This window comes from Rhizobium sp. AP16, from assembly GCF_000281735.1.
GTDB classification, from domain to species: Bacteria; Pseudomonadota; Alphaproteobacteria; order Rhizobiales; family Rhizobiaceae; genus Rhizobium; species Rhizobium rhizogenes.
Genome location: NZ_AJVM01000067.1, coordinates 50149 through 69498 on the forward strand (window position 1 = coordinate 50149; position 19350 = coordinate 69498).

16 protein-coding genes are annotated in these 19350 nt (G+C 60.9%); 6 read left to right on the forward strand and 10 right to left on the reverse strand.

The features are described from left to right. Positions 1-47 precede the first annotated feature (47 nt). The 3 genes from PMI03_RS21380 to PMI03_RS21390 are packed head-to-tail and all read left to right on the forward strand — an operon-like array spanning position 48 to position 4462. Positions 48-2279: a TonB-dependent siderophore receptor gene (locus PMI03_RS21380; RefSeq protein WP_007697812.1), complete on the forward strand. Its 2232-nt coding sequence runs from the start codon at positions 48-50 to the stop codon at positions 2277-2279. A gap of 28 nt (positions 2280-2307) precedes the next feature. Next, positions 2308-3471, forward strand: a complete 1164-nt coding sequence (locus PMI03_RS21385) for an ABC transporter substrate-binding protein (protein WP_007697814.1) — start codon at positions 2308-2310, stop codon at positions 3469-3471. Between the two features lie 55 nt (positions 3472-3526). Further along, entirely contained in the window at positions 3527-4462 is a 936-nt protein-coding gene (locus PMI03_RS21390) for an alpha/beta hydrolase (protein WP_007697816.1), read from the forward strand. A gap of 44 nt (positions 4463-4506) precedes the next feature. Here the strand turns inward: PMI03_RS21390 and PMI03_RS21395 are convergent, their stop codons facing one another. From PMI03_RS21395 to PMI03_RS21405, 3 genes are all read right to left on the reverse strand, one after another. Beyond that, the gene (locus PMI03_RS21395; protein ID WP_007697819.1) at positions 4507-5259 is read right to left on the reverse strand and encodes an ABC transporter ATP-binding protein; all 753 of its coding nucleotides are present in this window, start codon (positions 5257-5259) and stop codon (positions 4507-4509) included. Beyond that, positions 5253-6317, reverse strand: coding sequence for an iron ABC transporter permease (locus PMI03_RS21400; RefSeq protein ID WP_007697822.1), 1065 nt, complete (start codon positions 6315-6317; stop codon positions 5253-5255). The genes PMI03_RS21395 and PMI03_RS21400 overlap by 7 nt, the downstream gene beginning before the upstream one ends. A gap of 160 nt (positions 6318-6477) precedes the next feature. Continuing rightward, a complete protein-coding gene (locus PMI03_RS21405; protein ID WP_007697828.1) occupies positions 6478-7803 on the reverse strand; it encodes an FAD-binding oxidoreductase in 1326 nt (441 codons plus the stop codon). Positions 7804-8055: 252 nt separating this feature from the next. Here PMI03_RS21405 and PMI03_RS21410 point away from each other — a divergent pair, with 252 nt between their 5' ends. Then, a complete protein-coding gene (locus PMI03_RS21410; RefSeq protein ID WP_007697831.1) occupies positions 8056-8532 on the forward strand; it encodes an Lrp/AsnC family transcriptional regulator in 477 nt (158 codons plus the stop codon). A 33-nt stretch (positions 8533-8565) separates the two neighbouring features. Here PMI03_RS21410 and PMI03_RS21415 read toward each other — a convergent pair whose 3' ends face one another. From PMI03_RS21415 to PMI03_RS21445, 7 genes are all read right to left on the reverse strand, one after another. Beyond that, on the reverse strand, positions 8566-10227 hold the full coding sequence (locus PMI03_RS21415; protein WP_007697834.1) for an ABC transporter ATP-binding protein: 1662 nt from the start codon (positions 10225-10227) through the stop codon (positions 8566-8568). Next, on the reverse strand, positions 10227-11069 hold the full coding sequence (locus PMI03_RS21420; RefSeq protein WP_007697838.1) for an ABC transporter permease: 843 nt from the start codon (positions 11067-11069) through the stop codon (positions 10227-10229). Before PMI03_RS21420 ends, PMI03_RS21415 begins: the two co-directional genes overlap by 1 nt. Before the next feature lie 2 nt (positions 11070-11071). Beyond that, positions 11072-12022, reverse strand: coding sequence for an ABC transporter permease (locus PMI03_RS21425; RefSeq protein WP_007697841.1), 951 nt, complete (start codon positions 12020-12022; stop codon positions 11072-11074). A gap of 96 nt (positions 12023-12118) precedes the next feature. Beyond that, entirely contained in the window at positions 12119-13729 is a 1611-nt protein-coding gene (locus tag PMI03_RS21430; RefSeq protein WP_007697844.1) for an ABC transporter substrate-binding protein, read from the reverse strand. A 74-nt stretch (positions 13730-13803) separates the two neighbouring features. Next, positions 13804-14520 carry an HAD-IA family hydrolase gene (locus tag PMI03_RS21435; protein ID WP_007697847.1) on the reverse strand — a complete coding sequence of 239 codons (717 nt, stop codon included), beginning with the start codon at positions 14518-14520 and terminating at the stop codon, positions 13804-13806. A gap of 292 nt (positions 14521-14812) precedes the next feature. Further along, positions 14813-16186, reverse strand: a complete 1374-nt coding sequence (locus tag PMI03_RS21440; protein WP_007697850.1) for an aspartate aminotransferase family protein — start codon at positions 16184-16186, stop codon at positions 14813-14815. Between the two features lie 11 nt (positions 16187-16197). Continuing rightward, on the reverse strand, positions 16198-17037 hold the full coding sequence (locus PMI03_RS21445) for a GNAT family N-acetyltransferase (protein WP_007697855.1): 840 nt from the start codon (positions 17035-17037) through the stop codon (positions 16198-16200). A 339-nt stretch (positions 17038-17376) separates the two neighbouring features. Between PMI03_RS21445 and PMI03_RS21450 the strand changes: the two genes are divergently transcribed. Next, positions 17377-18045, forward strand: coding sequence for a haloacid dehalogenase type II (locus PMI03_RS21450; RefSeq protein ID WP_007697859.1), 669 nt, complete (start codon positions 17377-17379; stop codon positions 18043-18045). A 13-nt stretch (positions 18046-18058) separates the two neighbouring features. Further along, positions 18059-19336: an FAD-binding oxidoreductase gene (locus PMI03_RS21455; RefSeq protein WP_007697862.1), complete on the forward strand. Its 1278-nt coding sequence runs from the start codon at positions 18059-18061 to the stop codon at positions 19334-19336. Positions 19337-19350 lie beyond the last annotated feature (14 nt).

Sequence of the window (19350 nt, forward strand, 5' to 3'; positions counted from 1 at the left end):
GGGCACCGACACAAAAGTTTAGCACCCGGTGCGATCAAGGGGGACGAATGCTCTATAGACAGGCCTTTGCAGGAATATTGGCGGGAACGGCGAGCCTGCTTGCGACGACGGCGATCGTGGTGGCCGACGATCAGACCCCGACAACCCTGGAAAAAATCACGATCACCTCCAATGGCATGCAGGACAAGGGGCCGGTTGCCAAGCGCGCCCGTGCCGGCACCAAGACCGATACGCCCATTGTGGAAACACCGCAGTCGGTATCGGTCGTGACAAGCGATCAGATCAAGAAGCAGGGCTCCACCAGCGTTTCTTCTGCGCTACGCTACGAGCCCGGCATCACCACCGGTTCGCGGCCGGGCGAGCGCTTTGACAGCATCTACATCCGTGGTTTCGGCGGTTTCGGCGCGAACGCCAACTACATCCAATACTGGAACGGATTGAAGCTGCCGACCGGCATCAATTACAACATACCCTCCGTGGATCCATTTTTCATCGATCGTATCGAAATCACGCGCGGCCCGGCCTCTGTTCTCTATGGCGCCGGCAATCCTGGTGGCTTGGTCAATCTTGTCAGTAAGAAGCCGGAGGCAGAAGCAAGCTACGAGGTGTTCACGCGCTTCGGCAACAATGGGCGCGCCGAGACCGGTTTCGATTTCACCGGCCCGCTCGATGAAGAAGGACAGCTCCTCTATCGCCTGACTGGCGTCGGTCGTCTTTATGATCTCGGCGTCGACAACTCCGACAGCCAACGCGTGGCGATCGCCCCTTCCGTGACCTGGTCACCGGATGCCGATACGACATTGACGGTGAACGCGAGCTATACGCGTGACCCGAATGCCGCCATCTCCAACTGGCTGCCTGCCGTCGGGACCCTGCAGAAAAACCCGAATGGCCAGTTTTCGAGCAGCTTTTTCAGCGGCAATCCGAACTACAATTCCTTCTCGCGCAAGCAAGCCACGGCGGGCTATGAGTTCGAACACCATTTGGACGACGTCTGGACGGTGCGGCAGAATTTGCGGTTCATGCACAGCAGTACCGATTTCAAGGGCTACTCCGTGACGGGATGGGCCTCCGCCTCAAGCTGCGGTGGCGTATCCTATCTATGCCTCGGCCGGCGAGCGACACACTACATCGAGCAGTTCAATGCCCTTCAGGTGGACAATCAAGCCGAGGCCGATTTCAACACGGGTCAGCTCGAACACAAGCTGCTGATGGGGCTGGACTACCAGCAGGTCGATGCCACCTCGACCTATGGCAACGGCTCGGTCAGCTATATCAACTATCTCCACTATCTCCACCCATCCTACGAAAGCTCAACGAATGTGGCCTTGACCGGGCGTCAGAACCAGGTGCGCCATCAGACGGGTGTTTATGTTCAGGATCAGATGAAGCTGGACAATTGGGCATTCGTCCTCGCCGGTCGTCACGACTGGTCATCGATCGACAGCACGACGACGACCCTCTCTTCGGGTTCGTCCACCAGTTACAGCACGCAGGATAGCGCCTTCACTTGGAAGGCAGGGCTTCTCTACCAATTCGACAATGGCGTCGCGCCCTATGCAAGTTACAGCACGTCCTTCGATCCGAACATGGGCACTGGCTATGGTGGCAAGACCTTTAAGCCGACGACGGGTCAGCAATATGAAGTCGGCGTGAAGTATCAGCCGACAAATTACGACGCGCTTTTCACCGTCGCTCTCTACAATCTTACGCAGCAGAATGTCCTGACGACTGACACGGAGCACACAAGCACGAACACGACGGTGACCGGCTGCAGCTCATCCACCTGCCAGACGCAGGCCGGCGAGGTTCGTTCGCGGGGCGTCGAGCTCGGCGCCAAATTCGCGATTACCGACAATTTCAGCATGAACGCCGCCTATACCTTTGCAGATGTCGAAGTGACCGAGAGCACGGTGGCCAGCACGGTTGGGAAGACACCGGTCGGGGCGCCCAGACACATGGTAAGCCTCTGGGGCGACTATACTTTGGACTCCGAGCAATTTGCGGGGCTCGGTTTTGGAGCAGGCGTCCGCTACATGGGCTCGACCTATGGTGATGCCACCAACACGAAGGCCATGAAGGTGCCAGACTATACGCTCGTCGATGCCGCTATCCACTACGACTTCGGCGCCCGCAATCCCAAGCTCAAGGGTCTCGACTTGGCCGTCAACGCCACAAACCTGTTCAACAAGAAATATGTCGCGGCCTGCGCATCGGAAACCCAATGCTTCCTCGGAACGGGCCGGACAATCATGGCGACCGTGTCCTACAAGTGGTGACGATGGGTGCGCAACGCAGGGATCGGACATGAGATACATGACTGACACCGGGACACAGCAATATGCTCTCGAATGCGGTATGTGCCGGACGACGCGTCCTGTCGCACTTAAGCCGATTGCCATGATCGCAGCGCTCCTGATCGCCTTGATGATACCGGCGCTAGCGCGCGCCGACATCATTCTCAATGATCTCAAGGGCAGGACGGTTACGCTGGCAAAGCCGGCGAGCCGCGTGCTCGTGGATGACGGCCGTTCGATCCTGGCGCTTTCATTTCTCACCGATGATCCGGTCAGCCTCATCGCGGCCTGGCCGCACGATATCGACCGCTTTGGTCGCGAGCTCTATGCCGCCTATCGGCAGAAGTTTCCGGCAATCGACACTCTACCGAAATCGACGAGCAGCGCCCAGGACATGGTCGCTGAGCAGGTCATCGCCGCAAAACCCGATCTCGTGGTGTTGTCTCTCTATTCGCATCCCGCAGAGTGGCAGCTTGAACAGCTCCGCCAAGTCGGAATTCCGGTTATTTTCATCGATTTCGTCGCCGATCCCTTCGCCAATTCAGACCGAAGCCTCGAAGTTTTGGGGAAGGCCGTCGGCCACGAGGCGGAGGCCGGCAGAGTTATCGCCTTCCGCAAACAGCAGAAGGCTCTGATTGCCGAGCGGGTCGCCAACGCGGATCCGTCCGAGAGGCCCTTAGTCTTCATGGAGACGCATGCCTCGACGCAAGAGGCGTGTTGCAATTCGCCGGGCACCGGCAATGTCGGCAAATTCATCGACTTTGTGGGTGCGCGCAATATCGGCGATATCCTCGCCGGCAAGCCGTTCGGGCAGATCAGCCTCGAATATGCGCTTGCCTCGAAGCCCGATATCTATATCGCCAGCGGCGGTGAATATATGGAAAAGCGTGGTGGGCTTCTGATCGGTCCACATTACAGCACAGAAGAAACGCGAGATGCAATGGCACGGCTTCTCGCCCGCCCGGGCTTTGCCGCCATCCCTGCCGTCGCGACAGGAGCAGTGCACGGCCTGTCGCAGCAAATCTTCAACTCGCCTCTCGATGTGCTGGCGCTGGAGCTCATCGCCAAATGGACCCAGCCGAAGCTGTTTGAGGATCTCGACGTCGAGGCGACGCGGCGGACGCTGAATGCCTTCATGGCCGTACCGCTTACAGGGACCTATTGGACCGACTGACGGGCGGAGCACATCACGATGACCGATACACATATAGACGGAGGCGCGACGCTGCATGCGTGACAAAGCCATGGGGAAGACGCTACCGAGCTCTCAAATGCGCAGCAACATGCCGCAGGACATTGCGGGCATGTCGCCTCAGCAGCCGCTCGTCATGCCGGGCTGCGGACGGTTTACGCTGCGCTCGTCGGAAACGGGTCTGGATTACGAGATCTTCGTCTATGTACCGGAGGCCGAGCCGCCAGCTTCGGGTTTTCCGGTCATCTATGTTCTCGACGCCAATTCGGATTTTATCACCGTTGCCGAGACGGTACGCCGCGTCTCTCGCCGCCCGAAGGCGACCGGCATCGCTCCTGCGATCGTGGTCGGGATCGGTTATCCCAATACGAACGGATACAACATCGACCGCCGCCACCTGGACTTTACACGCGGTCCCGCGGATACAAGCGTATTTCCCGACAAGGCAGGGGACGGCTGTGGCGGGCAGGCGGCCTATATCCGCTTCCTTGGCAATCAATTGATGCCTTATATCCAATCATGGCTTGGCAGCGATCCGGACAGTCGCATTCTGCTCGGCCATTCGCTTGCCGGTTATTTCGTGCTTGATTTGCTGGCCCAGCATCCGGACATGTTCAGCGGCTATGTCAGCTTCAGTCCCTCGGTCTGGTGGGACCGGCCAGGCTTGTCGCGAGCTTTGGCGGCGGTGTGTCCCATCACGCGGCCGATCCGCCTCTATACGTCGGTCGGACGCTGGGAGCAGGAGCTTGCGCCCTGGCAAGCCAGGGAGAGTTTCAGCAATCAATATCACCGGATTCGCAAGGTTCGCCGCATGATCGACAATGCGCGCGAGATCTCGTGCGAGGTCGGCGCGAGCTATGGGGAGAAGGCGACCGTTCAGTTCGAACTCGGCGATGACGAGGACCATGCGACGGTCGTCACGGCGTTACTCTGCCGATCGCTACGCTTCATGGGCGCTGGATTTTCTGCCTGACACGGATCTCGTAGATTCGCGTTCAGATGTTTCTAAGTGACCGATCAGATCGCTCCGTCGACGATCACCATGGGGCTGCCGCGGGAACACGTCTCGACGCGGGCATCGATCTTGTAGATATCGCGCAGCATCCCGGTAGTGATGACGTCGGATGTCGCGCCGCTGGCCGCCATCTTGCCGTGCGCGATGACGATGGTGTTTTCGCAGTAGCGGAGCGCGTGGTTGAGGTCGTGGAGCGCGATCAGGACGATCATGCCGTCTCGCTTGGCGAGATCGGTAATGAAGCTCAGCACCTCGATCTGCCGGTGAAGGTCGAGTGCCGATGTCGGTTCGTCCATCAACAGGATTTCGGGGCGGCGAATAAGCGCTTGTGCCAGCGAAACGAGCTGGCGCTGGCCGCCGGAAAGCTCCCCGAGGCCGCGAAACGCCAGATTTTCGATATGCAACGCCTTCAGGATGGCATCGATTTCGGCCAGTTCGTCGTCGGCAACCCGCCAGCCGCTGCCTTGCTTTGCCGAAAGCAGGACCGACTCGTAGACGGTGAGGACCGCATTGGCGCCTGTGTCCTGCGGCATGTAGCAGATCGAGCGTGGTCCTCGCGCCGTATCGGAGAGTTCGACCAGCCCCGGCCCCTTGATCAGGCCGGCGATCCGCTTGAACAGAGTCGACTTGCCGGCGGCGTTCGGGCCAATGATCGCCGTGACGCTGCCGCCCTTGAGGTCGCTGAGGGTGACATCGGACAGCACTTTTACCTTGCCGTAAGAGGCGCCGACCTGATCGAGTGCCAAACCTACCATGAACGCCTCCTGCTGCCGAAAATCAGGATGAAGAAGAAGGGAACGCCCACCAGCGCGGTGATCACCCCGATCGGCAGGATCGCGCCGGGAATGATGATCTTGCTGAGGACGGAGGTTGCCGACAGGAGAAGAGCGCCGCAGACGACCGATGCGGGCAGGAAGAAGCGCTGGTCCTCGCCGACGATCATGCGCGCCATATGCGGCCCGACGAGACCGACGAAGCCGATCGTGCCGACGAAGGATACCGGGATGGCGGCGAGCAGGCTGACGAGCATCATCGTCCGCAGGCGCAGCGCCCGCACGTTGACACCCATGCTCGCGGCCTTGTCGTCGCCGAGGCGAAGCGCCGTCAGTGCCCATGCGTCCCGCATGAACAACGGCAGGATGACGACTAGCATGCCGGCGATGATCGCAACCTTGGGCCAGGTTGCCTTGGTGAAGCTACCCATTGTCCAGAACACGATTGCCGAAAGCGCCTGTTCGGATGCCAGATATTCGAGCAGCGACAGAGCAGCATTAAAGGTGAAGACCAGGGCGATGCCGAGCAGGACGATGGTCTCGACGCTGACGCCGCGCATGGTCGAGGCAAAGTGGATGAACATTGCTGCCGCCATCGCCATGATGAAGGCATTGATCGGCACCATATAGGCGACCGCGCCGGGATAGAGCGCGACGCCACCAACAAGGGCGAGGGCCGCGCCGAAGCTTGCCGCCGCCGAAATTCCGAGCGTGAACGGGCTTGCCAGCGGATTGGCGAGGATCGTCTGCATCTCCGCGCCGGAAACCGATAGAGAGGCGCCGACGACGACCGCCATCAGCGCGATCGGCATGCGGATATCCCAGATGACGACGCGCAATTGAATAGCTGCATTGGCAGGATCGAAGATCGCGGAGAGAACCTGCTGCAGGGTATAGTTGGCCGGCCCAAGCGCCATGTCGAGCGCTATGCTCATACAGAGCGCGACGCCGAGAAGCGCCAGGATGATCAGGCGGCGGAAGACCCGGAAGCGATATTGCTCGCCTCCGGTCACAGTGGCTTGAAGCGTCCCAACGGACATGGCGGCTTGTCCTTCGGCAAAATGCGAGAGGCCGGTTTAAGTTCGAAGATCGACCGTAAGCCGGCACCAGGCTCGAGCCATCGCTCGACGAAAACTGAGACCCTCTATGCTTTTATGAGGAAAGCAGTCAAGTTCAATTTGGCAACGAGCAGGCGAAGGGTCAGAAATCAGCAACCTTGCCCCAAACCGAGCCGTTCAACCGGTCCGGATAGTAGGGTTTCGGATCGACGATCGGCTCTGCGCCCGTGGCGAGATCAGCGACGAGATGGCCCGCTCCGGGACCGATCCCGAATCCGTGGCCGCTGAAGCCTGCCGCCAGAATCAGTCCCGGCAGGGTTGATATCTCACCGATCGCCGGAACGCCGTCGGGTGTGCTGTCAATGAAACCGGCCCACGCTGCCGATACCGGCGTGTGGGCAAGTGCTGGAAGCAATGCTCGCGCACGCTCCAGCGTCTGATCGATCTGCGCACGATCCGGGCGGGGATCGAGAATGCGGTTGCGCTCCATCGGCGTCGGCCGATCGAGCCGCCAGCGCGACAGGGTTTCATGGCCGCCCTTCATGCCTTCCAATCCTCCGGGAGCGAGGCTGCGTCGGCGCTTGATGAACATCGGCACGAAATGGCGCGCGAAGCGGAGCTGCTGCAGGGTCGGATCGACGCGGGCACGGCCGCTGATGGCGAGCGTATAGCCGCCATCCCTCCGGCGCGTGGCGGAGACTGCGGCGGTGTGCAGTGCCGCCGGCAAGCCTTCGGCACCGGGGCCGACGGAGAGGATCGAGGAGCGGATCGCGGCTTGCGGGAAGCGGATGCCGAGCTGCCGGCAAAAGGACGATGCCCAGGCGCCGCCGGCCATGACAACCGTTCGAGTGCGGATCGTGCCGGCCTCGGTGACGACGCCGCTGACATGGCCGCCTTCGACCTCGAGACCGCGCGCCGCACACATCTGATGGACACTCCCGCCGAGCGCCAGGATGGCGCGGGCAACCACCGGGGCTGCCCGGGACGGATCGGCGGTGCCGTCGGTTGGCGAAAAGACCCCGCCCTTCCATTGCCGACCGGTCGCCACCCCGAATTCGCTCGCCTTTTTGCTGTCGAGCATGTGGGTGGTGACGCCGACGCCGCGGGCAAATTCGCCCCAGCGCGCCCAGCCGGCGAGCTCAGCGTCGTCATTGCTCAGATAGAGCAGACCGCAGCGCCGAAAGCCGGTATCCTCGCCGGTATCCTTGCCGAAATCCTCCCAAAGAGACAGGCTCTTGGTGGAGATCGGCAGTTCGCGGGCATCCCTGTTCTGCTGCCGGCACCATCCCCAGTTCCGACTGGATTGTTCGGCACCGATCCGGCCTTTTTCGATAAGGGCGACCTTCAGGCCGCGCCGCGCAAGATAATAGGCGGTAAAGACGCCGACGATGCCGCCGCCGATCACCACCGCATCCGCCTCCTTAGGGATAACAGGCGTGGTTTCGATGTGCAGAAGGGGCGCGGGCATAGCTTTCTCCGGGTTTCAGACACGTATTCTAACCGAGCTTTCGCCACGCAAATGCTGCAGATCGCCGCCAGACAGCATTTCCTTTGGTGGCGCCTGTCTATCACGAATGCTTGTGCTAAGATCCGGATTCTACGAGGTTATATAGGCACAAACGAGGTTGATTCCGCTTGCTAACCGAGGCTTTCCGCCTAAAATGACGAAAGATTATTCCGTATGGCGGCGTGCCGCTGCCGATAAGAGGGGAGCACGCCGATGAAGCTCGACCGGATCGACATCAAGATTCTCTACGAATTGCAGAAGAACGGCCGCATCACCAATGTCGAGTTGGCCGAACTCGTCAATCTCTCGCCCAGCCCCTGCCTGATGCGGGTGAAGAAGCTGCAATCGGAAGGCTATATCGCCGGCTACTCGGCGCAAATCAACATCGCCAAGCTCGGGCAGACGCTGACCGTCTTCACCGAAGTCACGCTCAAGAACCACCGCCAGATCGATTTCGCCCGCTTCCTCGCGGCGGTCGAGAAGGTGGATTCGGTCGTGGAATGCCATCTGGTCTCCGGCGGCTACGACTATCTGGTGAAGTTCGTTACCGCCGGCATTGCCGAATACCAGACGACAATGGAGCGGCTGATCGACATGGAGATCGGCATCGACAAGTATTTCAGCTTCGTCGTGCTGAAATCGCCGATCGTCAAGGCGCATATGCCACTGACCAGCCTGTTTCCAGTCTGACGTTTTTCCTGATTGCAATGTGCGAAACGCCTGTCAGCGTTTCGCGAAAGCCCGCATCAGTTCGGGATCTTGCTCCAGCCCGTCCAGCCAGCCGGTGTTAAGCTTCGGCACGGAGGAGAAGAGCAGCTTGGAATAGGGATGCTTGGCCCCACCGGCGAGATCGGCGGATGCAAGCTGCTCGATCTTCTCGCCGGCATACATGACGATGATCTCGTCGCAGATCGCCTGCACCGTCGAAAGGTCATGGCTGATGAAGACATAGGAGAGGCTAAGCTCGCGCTGCAGCTCCTTGAGAAGGTCGATGATGGCAGCGGCAACGACTGTGTCGAGGGCCGAGGTGATTTCGTCGCACAGAATGAGCTTCGGCTCGGCCGCGAGTGCGCGGGCAAGGTTGATGCGCTGCTTTTGGCCACCGGACAGTTCCGGCGGACGCCGGTGCTTGATGGCTCTCGGCAGGTGAACCATGTCGAGGAGCTGGTCGATACGAGCCTCGCGCTGCTTGCCGCCGATATTGCGATAGAAGGAGAGTGGCCGGCCGAGGATATCGCCGATCGACTTGGCCGGATTGAGTGCGGTATCGGCGAACTGGAAGACGATCTGCAGCTTGCGCAGTTCTTCGCGCTGGCGCTGCTTGGCATCGGCTGCGAGCTGCTTGCCGTCGAAGATGATATCGCCGGAAACCGGCGGCAGGATCCCCGCAATGGCGCGCGCAAGCGTCGATTTTCCACAGCCGGACTCGCCGATGACGCCGAGATTGCGGCCCGCCTCGAGCTTGAGGCTCACCGATTTGAGCGCCGTTGCCAGAGGCAGGCCGTCGGGCTGAATCTGCCCGTAGCCCGCAACGATGTTCGTGACCTCCAAAAGAGCGGGCGTCTTTTGTGGATCGGTCGGCGCGGGGGAGGCGTAGAGCTTGGGTTCGAAAGCGCCGAGCAATTGGCGGGTATAGGGATGGGCGGGGGCAGAAAGGATCTGCTCGGTCTTGCCGATTTCCTGGATCTCTCCGCCCTTCAGCACGACGATCCGGTCGGCGACCTGCGCAACGACGGCGAGGTCGTGGGAGACGTAAACGCCGGCGATGCCGCCCTTCTTCATCACCGATTTGAAGGCCCGGAGAACCTCGATCTGCGTCGTCACGTCGAGCGCCGTCGTCGGCTCGTCGAAAATCACCAGCTTCGGATCGCCGATCAGCGCCATTGCTGCTGAAAGGCGTTGCAGCTGACCGCCGGACACCTGATGCGGATAGCGCGAACCGATCGTCTCCGGGTTCGGCAGGCTCAATGCCTTGAAGAGCTCGACAGCGCGCGCCTTTGCTTCCTCGGCCGGCATGAGATCGTGGATGCGGGTGATTTCGATCACCTGCTCCATGATGGTCTGCGCCGGGTTGAAGGCGGCAGCGGCACTCTGCGGGATATAGGCGACTTCCGTGCCGCGAATGCGGGCTCTCGCCTTTTCCGGCAGGCTTGCCATGTCCTTGCCGGCGAGCAGAACCTCGCCGCCACTGATCCGGCATCCCGGCCGCGCGTGACCCATCAGGGTGAGCGCGATCGTGGTCTTGCCCGAGCCGCTTTCGCCGATCAGGGCGACGATCTCGCCCTCTTCGATATCGAAGCTGACGCCACGGATGATCTCGACCAGGCGGCCGGAATCGGTCTTGGCCTCGACCTTCAGGTCACGAATTTCGACGAGCTTGGCCATCAATTGCTCCGGTCTCGGATTTTCTGGGGCAGGTTGTCGATCAGCAGATTGACGCTGATCGTCAGGCTGGCGATCGCAATGCTTGGGAAGATCACCGCCGGTGCGCCAAAGGGTAGGCCGCCGATATTTTCGCGCACCAGAGCGCCCCAATCCGCGTTCGGAGGCTGCACGCCGAGGCCGAGAAAGGAGAGGCCCGACAGAAGCAGCACGATGAAGACGAAGCGCAAGCCCAGGTCCGCCATCACAGGCCCAAGGATATTGGGCAGGATCTCGGAGCGGATGAGATAAAGCGCGCCTTCGCCGCGAGCACGGGCGACCGTGATGAAATCCATCGTATTGATGTTGACCGCGAGCGCACGCGAAAAGCGGTAGGCACCCGGCGTATAGATGACGGCAAGCGTCATGATCAGCACCGGAATCGATGAGCCGACACCGGCCACAACCACGAGGCCGAACAGCTTGCTGGGAATCGAGTTCAGCGCATCGAGAAAGCGACTGAGTGCGCTGTCGAACCAGCCGCCTGTCACCGCCGCGATCATGCCGAGCGCGACGCCGGTGAAACAGGAGATGCAGACGGCGGCAAGCGAGATGCCGACGGTATAGCGTGCGCCCATCAGGATACGGGAAAAGATATCACGGCCGAGATAGTCGGTGCCTAGCCAGAACTTCGCCGAGATTGGCCCGAAGTAGTCGAAGTCGACGATATCGCCGATCGGGTAGGGGATCAGCAGCGGCGCGAAGATGGCGATCAGTGCCCAGGCGAGGATGACGCCAAGGCCGATCATGCCGACGATGTTGAAGCGGAAGCCGAGCTTGCGGGGAGTGAACGCGGTAAGGGCCATGGTCAGCGCAACCTCGGATTGGACATGATGGCGATGATGTCGGCGATGGTGATCAGAAGCAGATAGACCAGACAGAAGATCATCGCGCAGGTCTGGATCAGCGGCAGATCGCGGGTGGCGACGGCATCCACCATCAGCTTGGCGATGCCTGGATAGTTGAAGATGGTTTCGACGATGATCACGCCGCCGAGCAGGTAGGAAAGCGAGAGTGCTACCGCGTTGACGATCGGGCCAAGCGCATTCGGCAGCGCATGCTTCAGCACCATGCGTCGGCGCGAAGCACCTTTGAGCAGGGCCATTTCCACATAGGGCGTGTTCAGCGTCTCGATCACGGCCGCGCGGGTCATGCGGATCATCTGTGCCGAGATCACGAAGCTCAGCGTGATGACCGGCATCGCGAAGACGCGCAGCATCTGCGAGAAGGAGTGGATCTCATTGGCGAAGGCAAGTGCCGGCAGCCATTTCAGGTAAACCGCGAAAATCAACACCGCCGAAGTGGCTACCATGAATTCGGGTACGGAAATGACGCCGATGGCAATCACCGTGACGATGCGATCAAAGAGCGAGCCGCGCAGCATGGCCGCGGTAATGCCGAGCGTGAGCGCAATCGGAACCGAAAACAGCGCAGTTGCGGCCGCAAGCTTCAGCGAGTTTCCGAGCCGGGAACCGATCAGGTCAGCGATCGGCATGTTGTTGGCATAGGAAATACCGAGATCCCCGGTGGCAAGGCCGGCGAGCCAGCGCAAGAAACGCAGGATTGCCGGGTCGTTGAGGTGCATCGCGGCGCGCAGGCCCGCGACCGCCTCGGGCGTCGCTGCCTGACCCAGCAAGATCTGGGCGATGTCGCCCGGCAGCATTTCGGTCGCTGCAAACACCGTGAAGGACACGATGAGCAGCGTGATCAGGGCCACGATCACACGGCCGAGCACGAGAGAAAGAACGTGGCGGTTCATATCAGATCCCCTTCGCGAGAACGAATGCGCCGAGCATACGGCAATGTACCCGACAAGTGGCGTCGAAACACCACCGGTCGGGTACGAAGGCAGGGATCAAGCATCAAGCCAGACATATTCCGCGAAGGCATAGCCCATCATGCCGCCGAGCGGGTTGGCTTCCAAGCCGTGCAGCTTCGAGGAGATCGCGTCGACGTTGGAGATATAGGCCGGGATGGCGGTGCCGGCATCTTCGGCGATCATCGTCTGCATGTCGCCGTAGATTGCCTTGCGCTTGGCCTGGTCGAGCGAACCGCGCGCTTCCAGCATCATGCTGTCGAACTTCGCGGACTTGAACTGGCTTTCGTTCCAGGGAGCGTCGGAAGAATAGAGCAGCGAGAAGAGAATGTCCGGCGTCGGACGCGGGTTGATATTGCCGAAATGCATCGGCGCCTTCAGCCAGTAGTTCGACCAGTAGCCGTCCGACGGCACACGCTGGACATCGAACTTCATGCCGATTTCAGCGCCGGCCTGCTGGAGCACCATTGCCATGTCGATGGAAGAGCCTGCCGCTTCCGACGCCACCACCGGAATGGACTGGCCGAGAAGACCCGATTTCTGGAAGTGGAACTTGGCCTTTTCCGGATCGAAAGGTTTCGGCTTCAGATCGGCATTGTGGTAGATGCTGGCCGGCGGCACAGGCTGGTCGTTGCCGATTTCGGCAAGGCCGCGCAATGCCGATTTCTGGATGATCTCGCGGTTCAGCAGATACTTGACGCCGGTCACGAAGTCCTTGCTGCTGCCCGGGTTCATGTCGAGGCGCATGTTGAGGTCGGTGTAGTTGCCGGAGGTGGTCTTCGACATTGCCACGCCCGGCTGGCCGTCCAGAAGTCGCATGGAGCGCGGGTTGACGGCGGCGGCGAGATGGATGTCGCCGGATAGCAGCGCATTGACGCGCGCAGAATCGTCCGCGATCGCGAAGAACTCAAAGGAGTCGAGGTGAGGGCCACCCTGCTTCCAGTAGTTCTTGTTCTTGGTGGCGAGAGAGCGAACGCCTGGTTCGAAGACTTCGCAGACGAAGGCGCCCGTGCCATTGGCCTTGCTGAAATCCGTCGTGCCGTCGGCAAGGATCATGAAGTGATGCATGGCCAGGATCGTTGGCAAGTCGGCGTTCGGATTGGCAAGGGTGATCTCCACGGTCAGCGGATCGACAGCCTTGATGCCGGTCATCTGTTTGGCGATCGCATTGACCTTCGAGCCGACGGCCGGGTCGAGATGGCGGTTCAGCGAATAGACGACGTCGGCCGAGGAAAGGCTCTTGCCGTTATGGAAGGTCACGCCCTTGCGCAACTTCACGGTCCAGACCTTGGCATCGGTGCTTTCGATGCTTTCGGCGAGTTCCATCTGCGTGACGCCGGCCTTGTCGAGGAAGGAGAGGCGATTGTAGAAGGCACAGCAGCGGACGTAGTCCGTCGACAGCGACGCCTTGGCCGGATCGAGCGTGTCGGCGGTCGACGACGACCAACCGGCCGCCTTCAGCGCGCCGCCGGAGACCGGGGTGGCCGCAAAAGCTGACGAGGCACGTCCGAAGATCGCGCCGCCTGCAACGGCTGCGACACCGCCGGCGAGCAGCATTTGCAGGAGATCGCGGCGGGTCGCGCCACGGCGAATGGCATTCTCGACCATGGCATCGTCTGCGCTGGTCCAATTCGTGATCTTGTCGTTCATTGCGTTCCCCTTGTTGTTAAGGTCGATTTGGCGTCCCGTCTTTTCCTGCGGGATCAATTCCGGGTATCACTGCGTCAGGCGGCCTTCACTGCCTCCACTGCATCCGCAAGCCCTGCCATGGAGGTGAAATGGTAGTCGGGCTTGGTGAACTCCTTCGGCTCGATCGTGCCGCCATAGCCGTTCTGGGCGTGGCGCCGCTGGATCCAGCAATTGGTCATGCCGAGCTGCCGCGAGATGCCGATATCGTGATACTGGCTCTGGGCGACATGCAGGATGTCGTCCTTCGAAGCGCCTTCCTTGCCGACAAAGGCAAAGACCTGTTCGAAGAAGGCCGGATCGGGCTTTTCCGTGCCGGTATCGTCAGCGGTGAATGCGGCATAAAACGGGTTGCCGAGTTCCCTGGAGAAATGTTCGAAGGCCCAGCGGCGTGCGTTCGTCATGGCGATCAGCTTATAGTGCTTCGACAGACGCTTGAGGGCTTCGGCGCTATCGGGAAAGCCTTTCCAATCCCGGCAGGAATCGCGCAGGCGTTCGCCATATTTCTGCTCTGCCGGCAGGCCGAGCTTCGGCGCGATAGCAAGATAGACGCGAAGCAGATCGTCGGGAAACAGTCCGGCGTCGCCGGAGTAGCGTTCAGCGCGATAAAGCGCGAGCGCTTCTTCTCCGTCCACGGAGACGCCCTTTTCCGCTGCGATTGCGGCGAGGCAGTCTTTGATGCCGCCTTCAAAGTCGATCAGCGTCCCGACGACGTCGAAGGTGAAATATTTGAAATCCGCTAAGCTCTTAACCAAGTGTCTGTCCTCGATGGAATGCGACCAATTCTGGTCGCCTCGGCTGAATGCAGAAGAATATGCTGTTCCCATACTGCCGAGGATTTTCTTGTATCTCCCGAAAACCTAGGCTTTTCGGGCTTTGGGTACCTTCAGCCATTTCAGTTTCGCAGTTAAGGCTCGCCGGATTCTCTGAATGGGAGAGCTGTGGCGGCACAAAATTGCGAATATGGCGGCAAAGCGGTATTTCGCTCATCCCACCCATCGGCCGATGCGAAGCGTGCTGGCCGATGGCGAAATGTTCCGCGTGCGCTCAGACGAGGGCCGCGCGAACATCAGGATCTTCGAGCGTCTGGTCGAGCGTCTTGGCGGTGCGCTCGACGATCGCGTCGATTTCAGCCTCGGTGCAGCAGAGCGGCGGCGCATAGCCGAGAACACCATTGCCGAAGGCGCGAATGACGAGCCCATTGTTCCAGGCGCGATCGAAGATCCGTCGCGAGGGGTCGGCCGCTGCGGGCAGAGGCGTCTTGCGCTCCTTGTCGACCACCAGTTCGATCGCGGCAAGCATGCCGCGCCCGCGCACGTCACCGACCAGCGGATGCGAGGAGAGCGATTGAAGGCCGGCCATCAGCCGCGCACCCGCCTTGACACCGTTTTCCAAGAGGCCGTTCTCATAAAGGCGCAGCACCTCGAGGCCGACCGCGGCACTGACAGGATGGGCGGAATAGGTGTAGCCGTGGCCGATTGCGGCTGCGCCGGCACCGTCGGCGATTGTCTGGTAGAGCTTCTCCGACAGGAAGACAGCGCCCATCGGCACGTAGCCGGAGGTCAGGCCCTTGGCGGTCGTCATCAGGTCGGGGACGATACCTTCGTCCGAGCAGGCGAACAGCGGGCCGGTGCGCCCGAAACCGGTGATGACTTCGTCGGCGACGAACAGAATATCGAGTTCGGTACAGACATCGCGCATCGCCTTCATCCAGCCGGCCGGCGGAACCAGCACGCCGCCTGAGCCCTGGATCGGCTCCACATAGAAAGCGGCGACGCGCTCGACGCCGATTTCCTCGACCTTGGCACGCAGCGCTTTGACCGAAGCGGCGATGATCGCCTGCGGATCGGTGCCAACAGGGTTGCGATAGGCGTAGTGCGTCGGAATCTTATGCTGCCAGTCGAGCGGCATGCCGAAGCCGGCGTGGAAGACGGGAAGCGCCGTCAGGCCCGCGCCGACGGTGGACGAGCCGTGGTACCCCTGTTCGAGTGAAATGAACTGGTCCTTCGTCGGCTTGCCCAGCGAATGATAATAGTAGCGGATGAAGCGGACCGTGCTGTCGACAGCGTCGGAGCCGCCAAGCGTGAAGTAGACGTGGTTGAGATCGCCGGGCGTCCGCTCGGCAAGTTCGGCCGCAAGCCGGATGGCCGGTTCGGAGCCAAGGCTGAAATAGCCGGTGGCATAGGGCAGTTCGCGCATCTGGCGGGCTGCGGCTTCGACGATGCTTTCATGGCCATATCCGGCATTGACGCACCAGAGACCGGCAAAGCCGTCGAGCATCTGGTGGCCCGACGCATCGGTGACGGTTGCGCCTTTGGCGGATTTCAGCACGCGGACGCCGGCCTGCTCATGGCCGCGATAGGAGGCGACCGGGTGAACGAGGTGGGCGCGGTCGAGTTCGACGAGGGAATTGCTCAGCATGGTATCTCTCTTCAGCCTAAAGCCTGGCTGGCCAGGGCAAATGTGTGAACGCTTGGAACGGGTGATGAAGCGGACGAGGGTGTCCGGCGCATCGAAATGCCGCCGCCGACATGGGTAAGGCCGTGCTCAGTCAGGAACGAAGCAAGGCCGGTTTCGACCCCGGTATCGACGCGCATGAAGACACCGGGCCGGGCCGCGAACAGGAAGCGGAGGAGGTCTTCCGCAGCCTGGGCAGTCTCCGCGATCACCGGACCGCAGAGCTCGCCGCGACCGAAAGGCCGCCAGGCAGCATAACCGTGAATCACTCCCGATTCGCGCAGAACTGCCAGTCGGCCCGCCCGAAATAAGCTCTGGATGAGCCCACTGCGATCCGCAGGATAGGCGACGCGATCGAGAGCTACGACCTCATCGAGATCGGCCCCAGTCGCCCATTCGACCGTCTCCGGTGCGGTGCAGGCGGCAAGCATTCCCTGGTGCTGGACGATTGTGCCTGTCTTCCGGAAGCCGAGGCTCTCGTAAAGCGGCAGACCGTCGGCGGTCGCCACCAGCCGGCATTCGCGCTCGCCGACGATATCGAGAGCCGCCTGCATGATGCGCCGGCCAATGCCGCGTCCACGCATCGATTCATCGACGATCACCATGTTGATCGTCGCAATCTCGTCGCCATAGGGGGTGACGAAGATCGTCCCGACGACTTTTTCGTTCTCGATAGCCACGAGGCCGTTGCTGAGCTCCAGCAGCATCTGCCACTCTTCCAACCGGTGCGGCCAACCGGCTTGGCGTGACAGTGCCAGCGCCGATTGAAGGTGAGAGTGGTCGAGGGGGCGAAGGTCGATCGCGGTTGCCTGCACAGGCTGTGTCTCCCGTTCGTTGCTTTCCTTTTTGATAGACCCGCAATGGAAGAAGATCGTCCCGACGAAAGCATTCCGGCAATATCTTTCACCGTTCGCCGGCATGCCCGCCGCATCTTATGCTGGTCATTTAAGCCGATGGGGTGCTTTTGAGCCTCTTATTGCCCGGTTATCGGCAATACCGGAGGGTCAGGTGCGCAACTCTCTGCCAAAGCGGAGCGCGGATACAAAACATTCTGCTTCGCGGCGGCGCAAATGCGGTGAACCGATGGAGAAAGGCTGCCTATGATGTCTTCATATCATCAAGCGCCTGCGCGGCACCCTGCAAGGATCCAAGACATGACGACGTTCCGGCCGAAATACATCACCTTCGATTGCTACGGCACTCTGACGAATTTCCAGATGGCCGAGGCGGCTCAGAAGATTTACGGCGAACAGCTCGACCAGCCGCGCATGGCCCAGTTCATCAAGAATTTCGCTGCCTACCGGCTCGACGAGATTCTGGGAGACTGGAAACCCTATAATGAAGTGCTTCACAACGCCGTCGAACGCACCTGCCGCAAGAATGGCGTCACCTTCCGCGACGAGGATGCCCGCTCCATCTATGAGACAGTGCCGAGCTGGGGACCGCATGCCGACGTTCCGGCCGGACTTGCCAAGGTGGCCAAGGAAATTCCGCTGGTGATCCTCTCGAACGCGATGAACGAGCAGATCATGCACAATGTCGAAAAGCTCGGCGCACCGTTCCATGCCGTCTTTACCGCGCAGCAGGCCAATGCCTACAAGCCGCGCTTCAAGGCGTTCGAATATATGTTCGACATGCTGGGCTGCAATCCGGAAGACGTGATGCATTGCTCCTCGTCCTTCCGCTACGACCTGATGTCGGCCTACGATCTCGGCATCAAACACAAGGTCTGGGTCAACCGCGGTCACGAGCCCGCCAACCCCTACTATGAATATACCGAGATCAAGGATATCTCCGGCCTGCCCGGCGTTGTCGGGCTCTGACGAGGAGGCCGTCATGCAATTCAAGTCCTACTGGCACGACACCGCCCCGCGCTTCGAGAAGCAGAGCACGGCGCCGCTTGAAGGTCACTACGACGTCGCGGTGATCGGCGGCGGCTTTACCGGATTGGGGGCGGCGCTTGAGCTCGCCAAAGCCGGCGCCAAGGTGGTCGTGCTGGAGGCAGGCACGGTCGGCTCCGGCGCGTCCGGCCGCAATGGCGGCCATCTCAACAACGGCCTCGCCCACAGCTTCATCTCCGCCAAGGCCGAACTCGGAGTCGAACGGGCAAAGGCGCTTTATCGCGCCTTCGACGATGCCGTCGATACGGTCGAGCGCATCGTTACCGAGGAAGCGATCGATTGCAATTTCCGTCGCGCCGGAAAGCTGAAGCTCGCGTCCAAGCCGGCTCATTTCGAGGGGATCGCCAGGAATTTCGAAGCGGTCAATCGCGAGATCGATCCGGATACGGCGCTGCTGACGGCCGATGATCTTAAAAGAGAGATCGGCTCGTCCTCATTTCATGGGGCGATGCTCTCCAAAAAGAGCGCCATGATGCATATGGGTCGCTATGCGGTCGGCCTTGCCGAGGCTGCGGTTCGTCATGGGGCCACGATCTTCGAGAACGCCGCTGTGACCGACAGGAAGATCAATGGCGGCCGGCATGAATTGACGACCGCCCGCGGCAAGGTTTCGGCCGATAACGTCTTCCTGGCGACCGGCGCCTACACGCCCGGCATTTTCAGCTATTTCCGCCGACGTATCATCTCCGTCGGCAGCTTCATCATCGCCACGCGTCCGCTGACCGAGGCCGAGGTCGCCGCGACCATGCCCGGCAATCGCACCTGCGTCACTTCGCTCAATATCGGCAATTATTTCCGGCTTGCGCCGGATAATCGTCTGATATTCGGCGGCCGGGCACGCTTTTCCGCGACGTCGGATCAGCGCTCCGACGGCAAGAGTGGCGAAATCCTGCGAGTCGGCCTTGCCGAGATCTTTCCGCATCTGGCCAAAGTCGAGATCGATTATTGCTGGGGCGGTCTGGTCGACATGACCAAGGACCGTTTCCCACGCGCCGGCTATGTCGATGGGTTGTGGTACGCGATGGGCTACTCCGGCCACGGCGCGCAGATGGCAACGCATATGGGCATGATGATAGCCGATGCCATCCTGGGCAAGACGGATCGCAATCCGCTCAAGGATCTCGCCTGGCCTGCCGTCCCGGGCCATTTCGGCAAGCCCTGGTTCCTGCCGCTGGTCGGCGCCTATTACAAGACGCTCGACCGATTCCAATAGCCGGGGATTTTCAG

Coding starts and splice junctions, on each gene's coding strand:
- PMI03_RS21395 (WP_007697819.1), bottom strand. CDS start 5,259: ATGGTAGGTTTGGCACTCGATCAGGTCGGCGCCTCTTACGGCAAGGTA.
- PMI03_RS21425 (WP_007697841.1), bottom strand. CDS start 12,022: ATGAACCGCCACGTTCTTTCTCTCGTGCTCGGCCGTGTGATCGTGGCC.
- PMI03_RS21380 (WP_007697812.1), top strand. CDS start 48: ATGCTCTATAGACAGGCCTTTGCAGGAATATTGGCGGGAACGGCGAGC.
- PMI03_RS21420 (WP_007697838.1), bottom strand. CDS start 11,069: ATGGCCCTTACCGCGTTCACTCCCCGCAAGCTCGGCTTCCGCTTCAAC.
- PMI03_RS21390 (WP_007697816.1), top strand. CDS start 3,527: ATGCGTGACAAAGCCATGGGGAAGACGCTACCGAGCTCTCAAATGCGC.
- PMI03_RS21405 (WP_007697828.1), bottom strand. CDS start 7,803: ATGCCCGCGCCCCTTCTGCACATCGAAACCACGCCTGTTATCCCTAAG.
- PMI03_RS21410 (WP_007697831.1), top strand. CDS start 8,056: ATGAAGCTCGACCGGATCGACATCAAGATTCTCTACGAATTGCAGAAG.
- PMI03_RS21415 (WP_007697834.1), bottom strand. CDS start 10,227: ATGGCCAAGCTCGTCGAAATTCGTGACCTGAAGGTCGAGGCCAAGACC.
- PMI03_RS21450 (WP_007697859.1), top strand. CDS start 17,377: ATGACGACGTTCCGGCCGAAATACATCACCTTCGATTGCTACGGCACT.
- PMI03_RS21455 (WP_007697862.1), top strand. CDS start 18,059: ATGCAATTCAAGTCCTACTGGCACGACACCGCCCCGCGCTTCGAGAAG.
- PMI03_RS21385 (WP_007697814.1), top strand. CDS start 2,308: ATGAGATACATGACTGACACCGGGACACAGCAATATGCTCTCGAATGC.
- PMI03_RS21430 (WP_007697844.1), bottom strand. CDS start 13,729: ATGAACGACAAGATCACGAATTGGACCAGCGCAGACGATGCCATGGTC.
- PMI03_RS21440 (WP_007697850.1), bottom strand. CDS start 16,186: ATGCTGAGCAATTCCCTCGTCGAACTCGACCGCGCCCACCTCGTTCAC.
- PMI03_RS21400 (WP_007697822.1), bottom strand. CDS start 6,317: ATGTCCGTTGGGACGCTTCAAGCCACTGTGACCGGAGGCGAGCAATAT.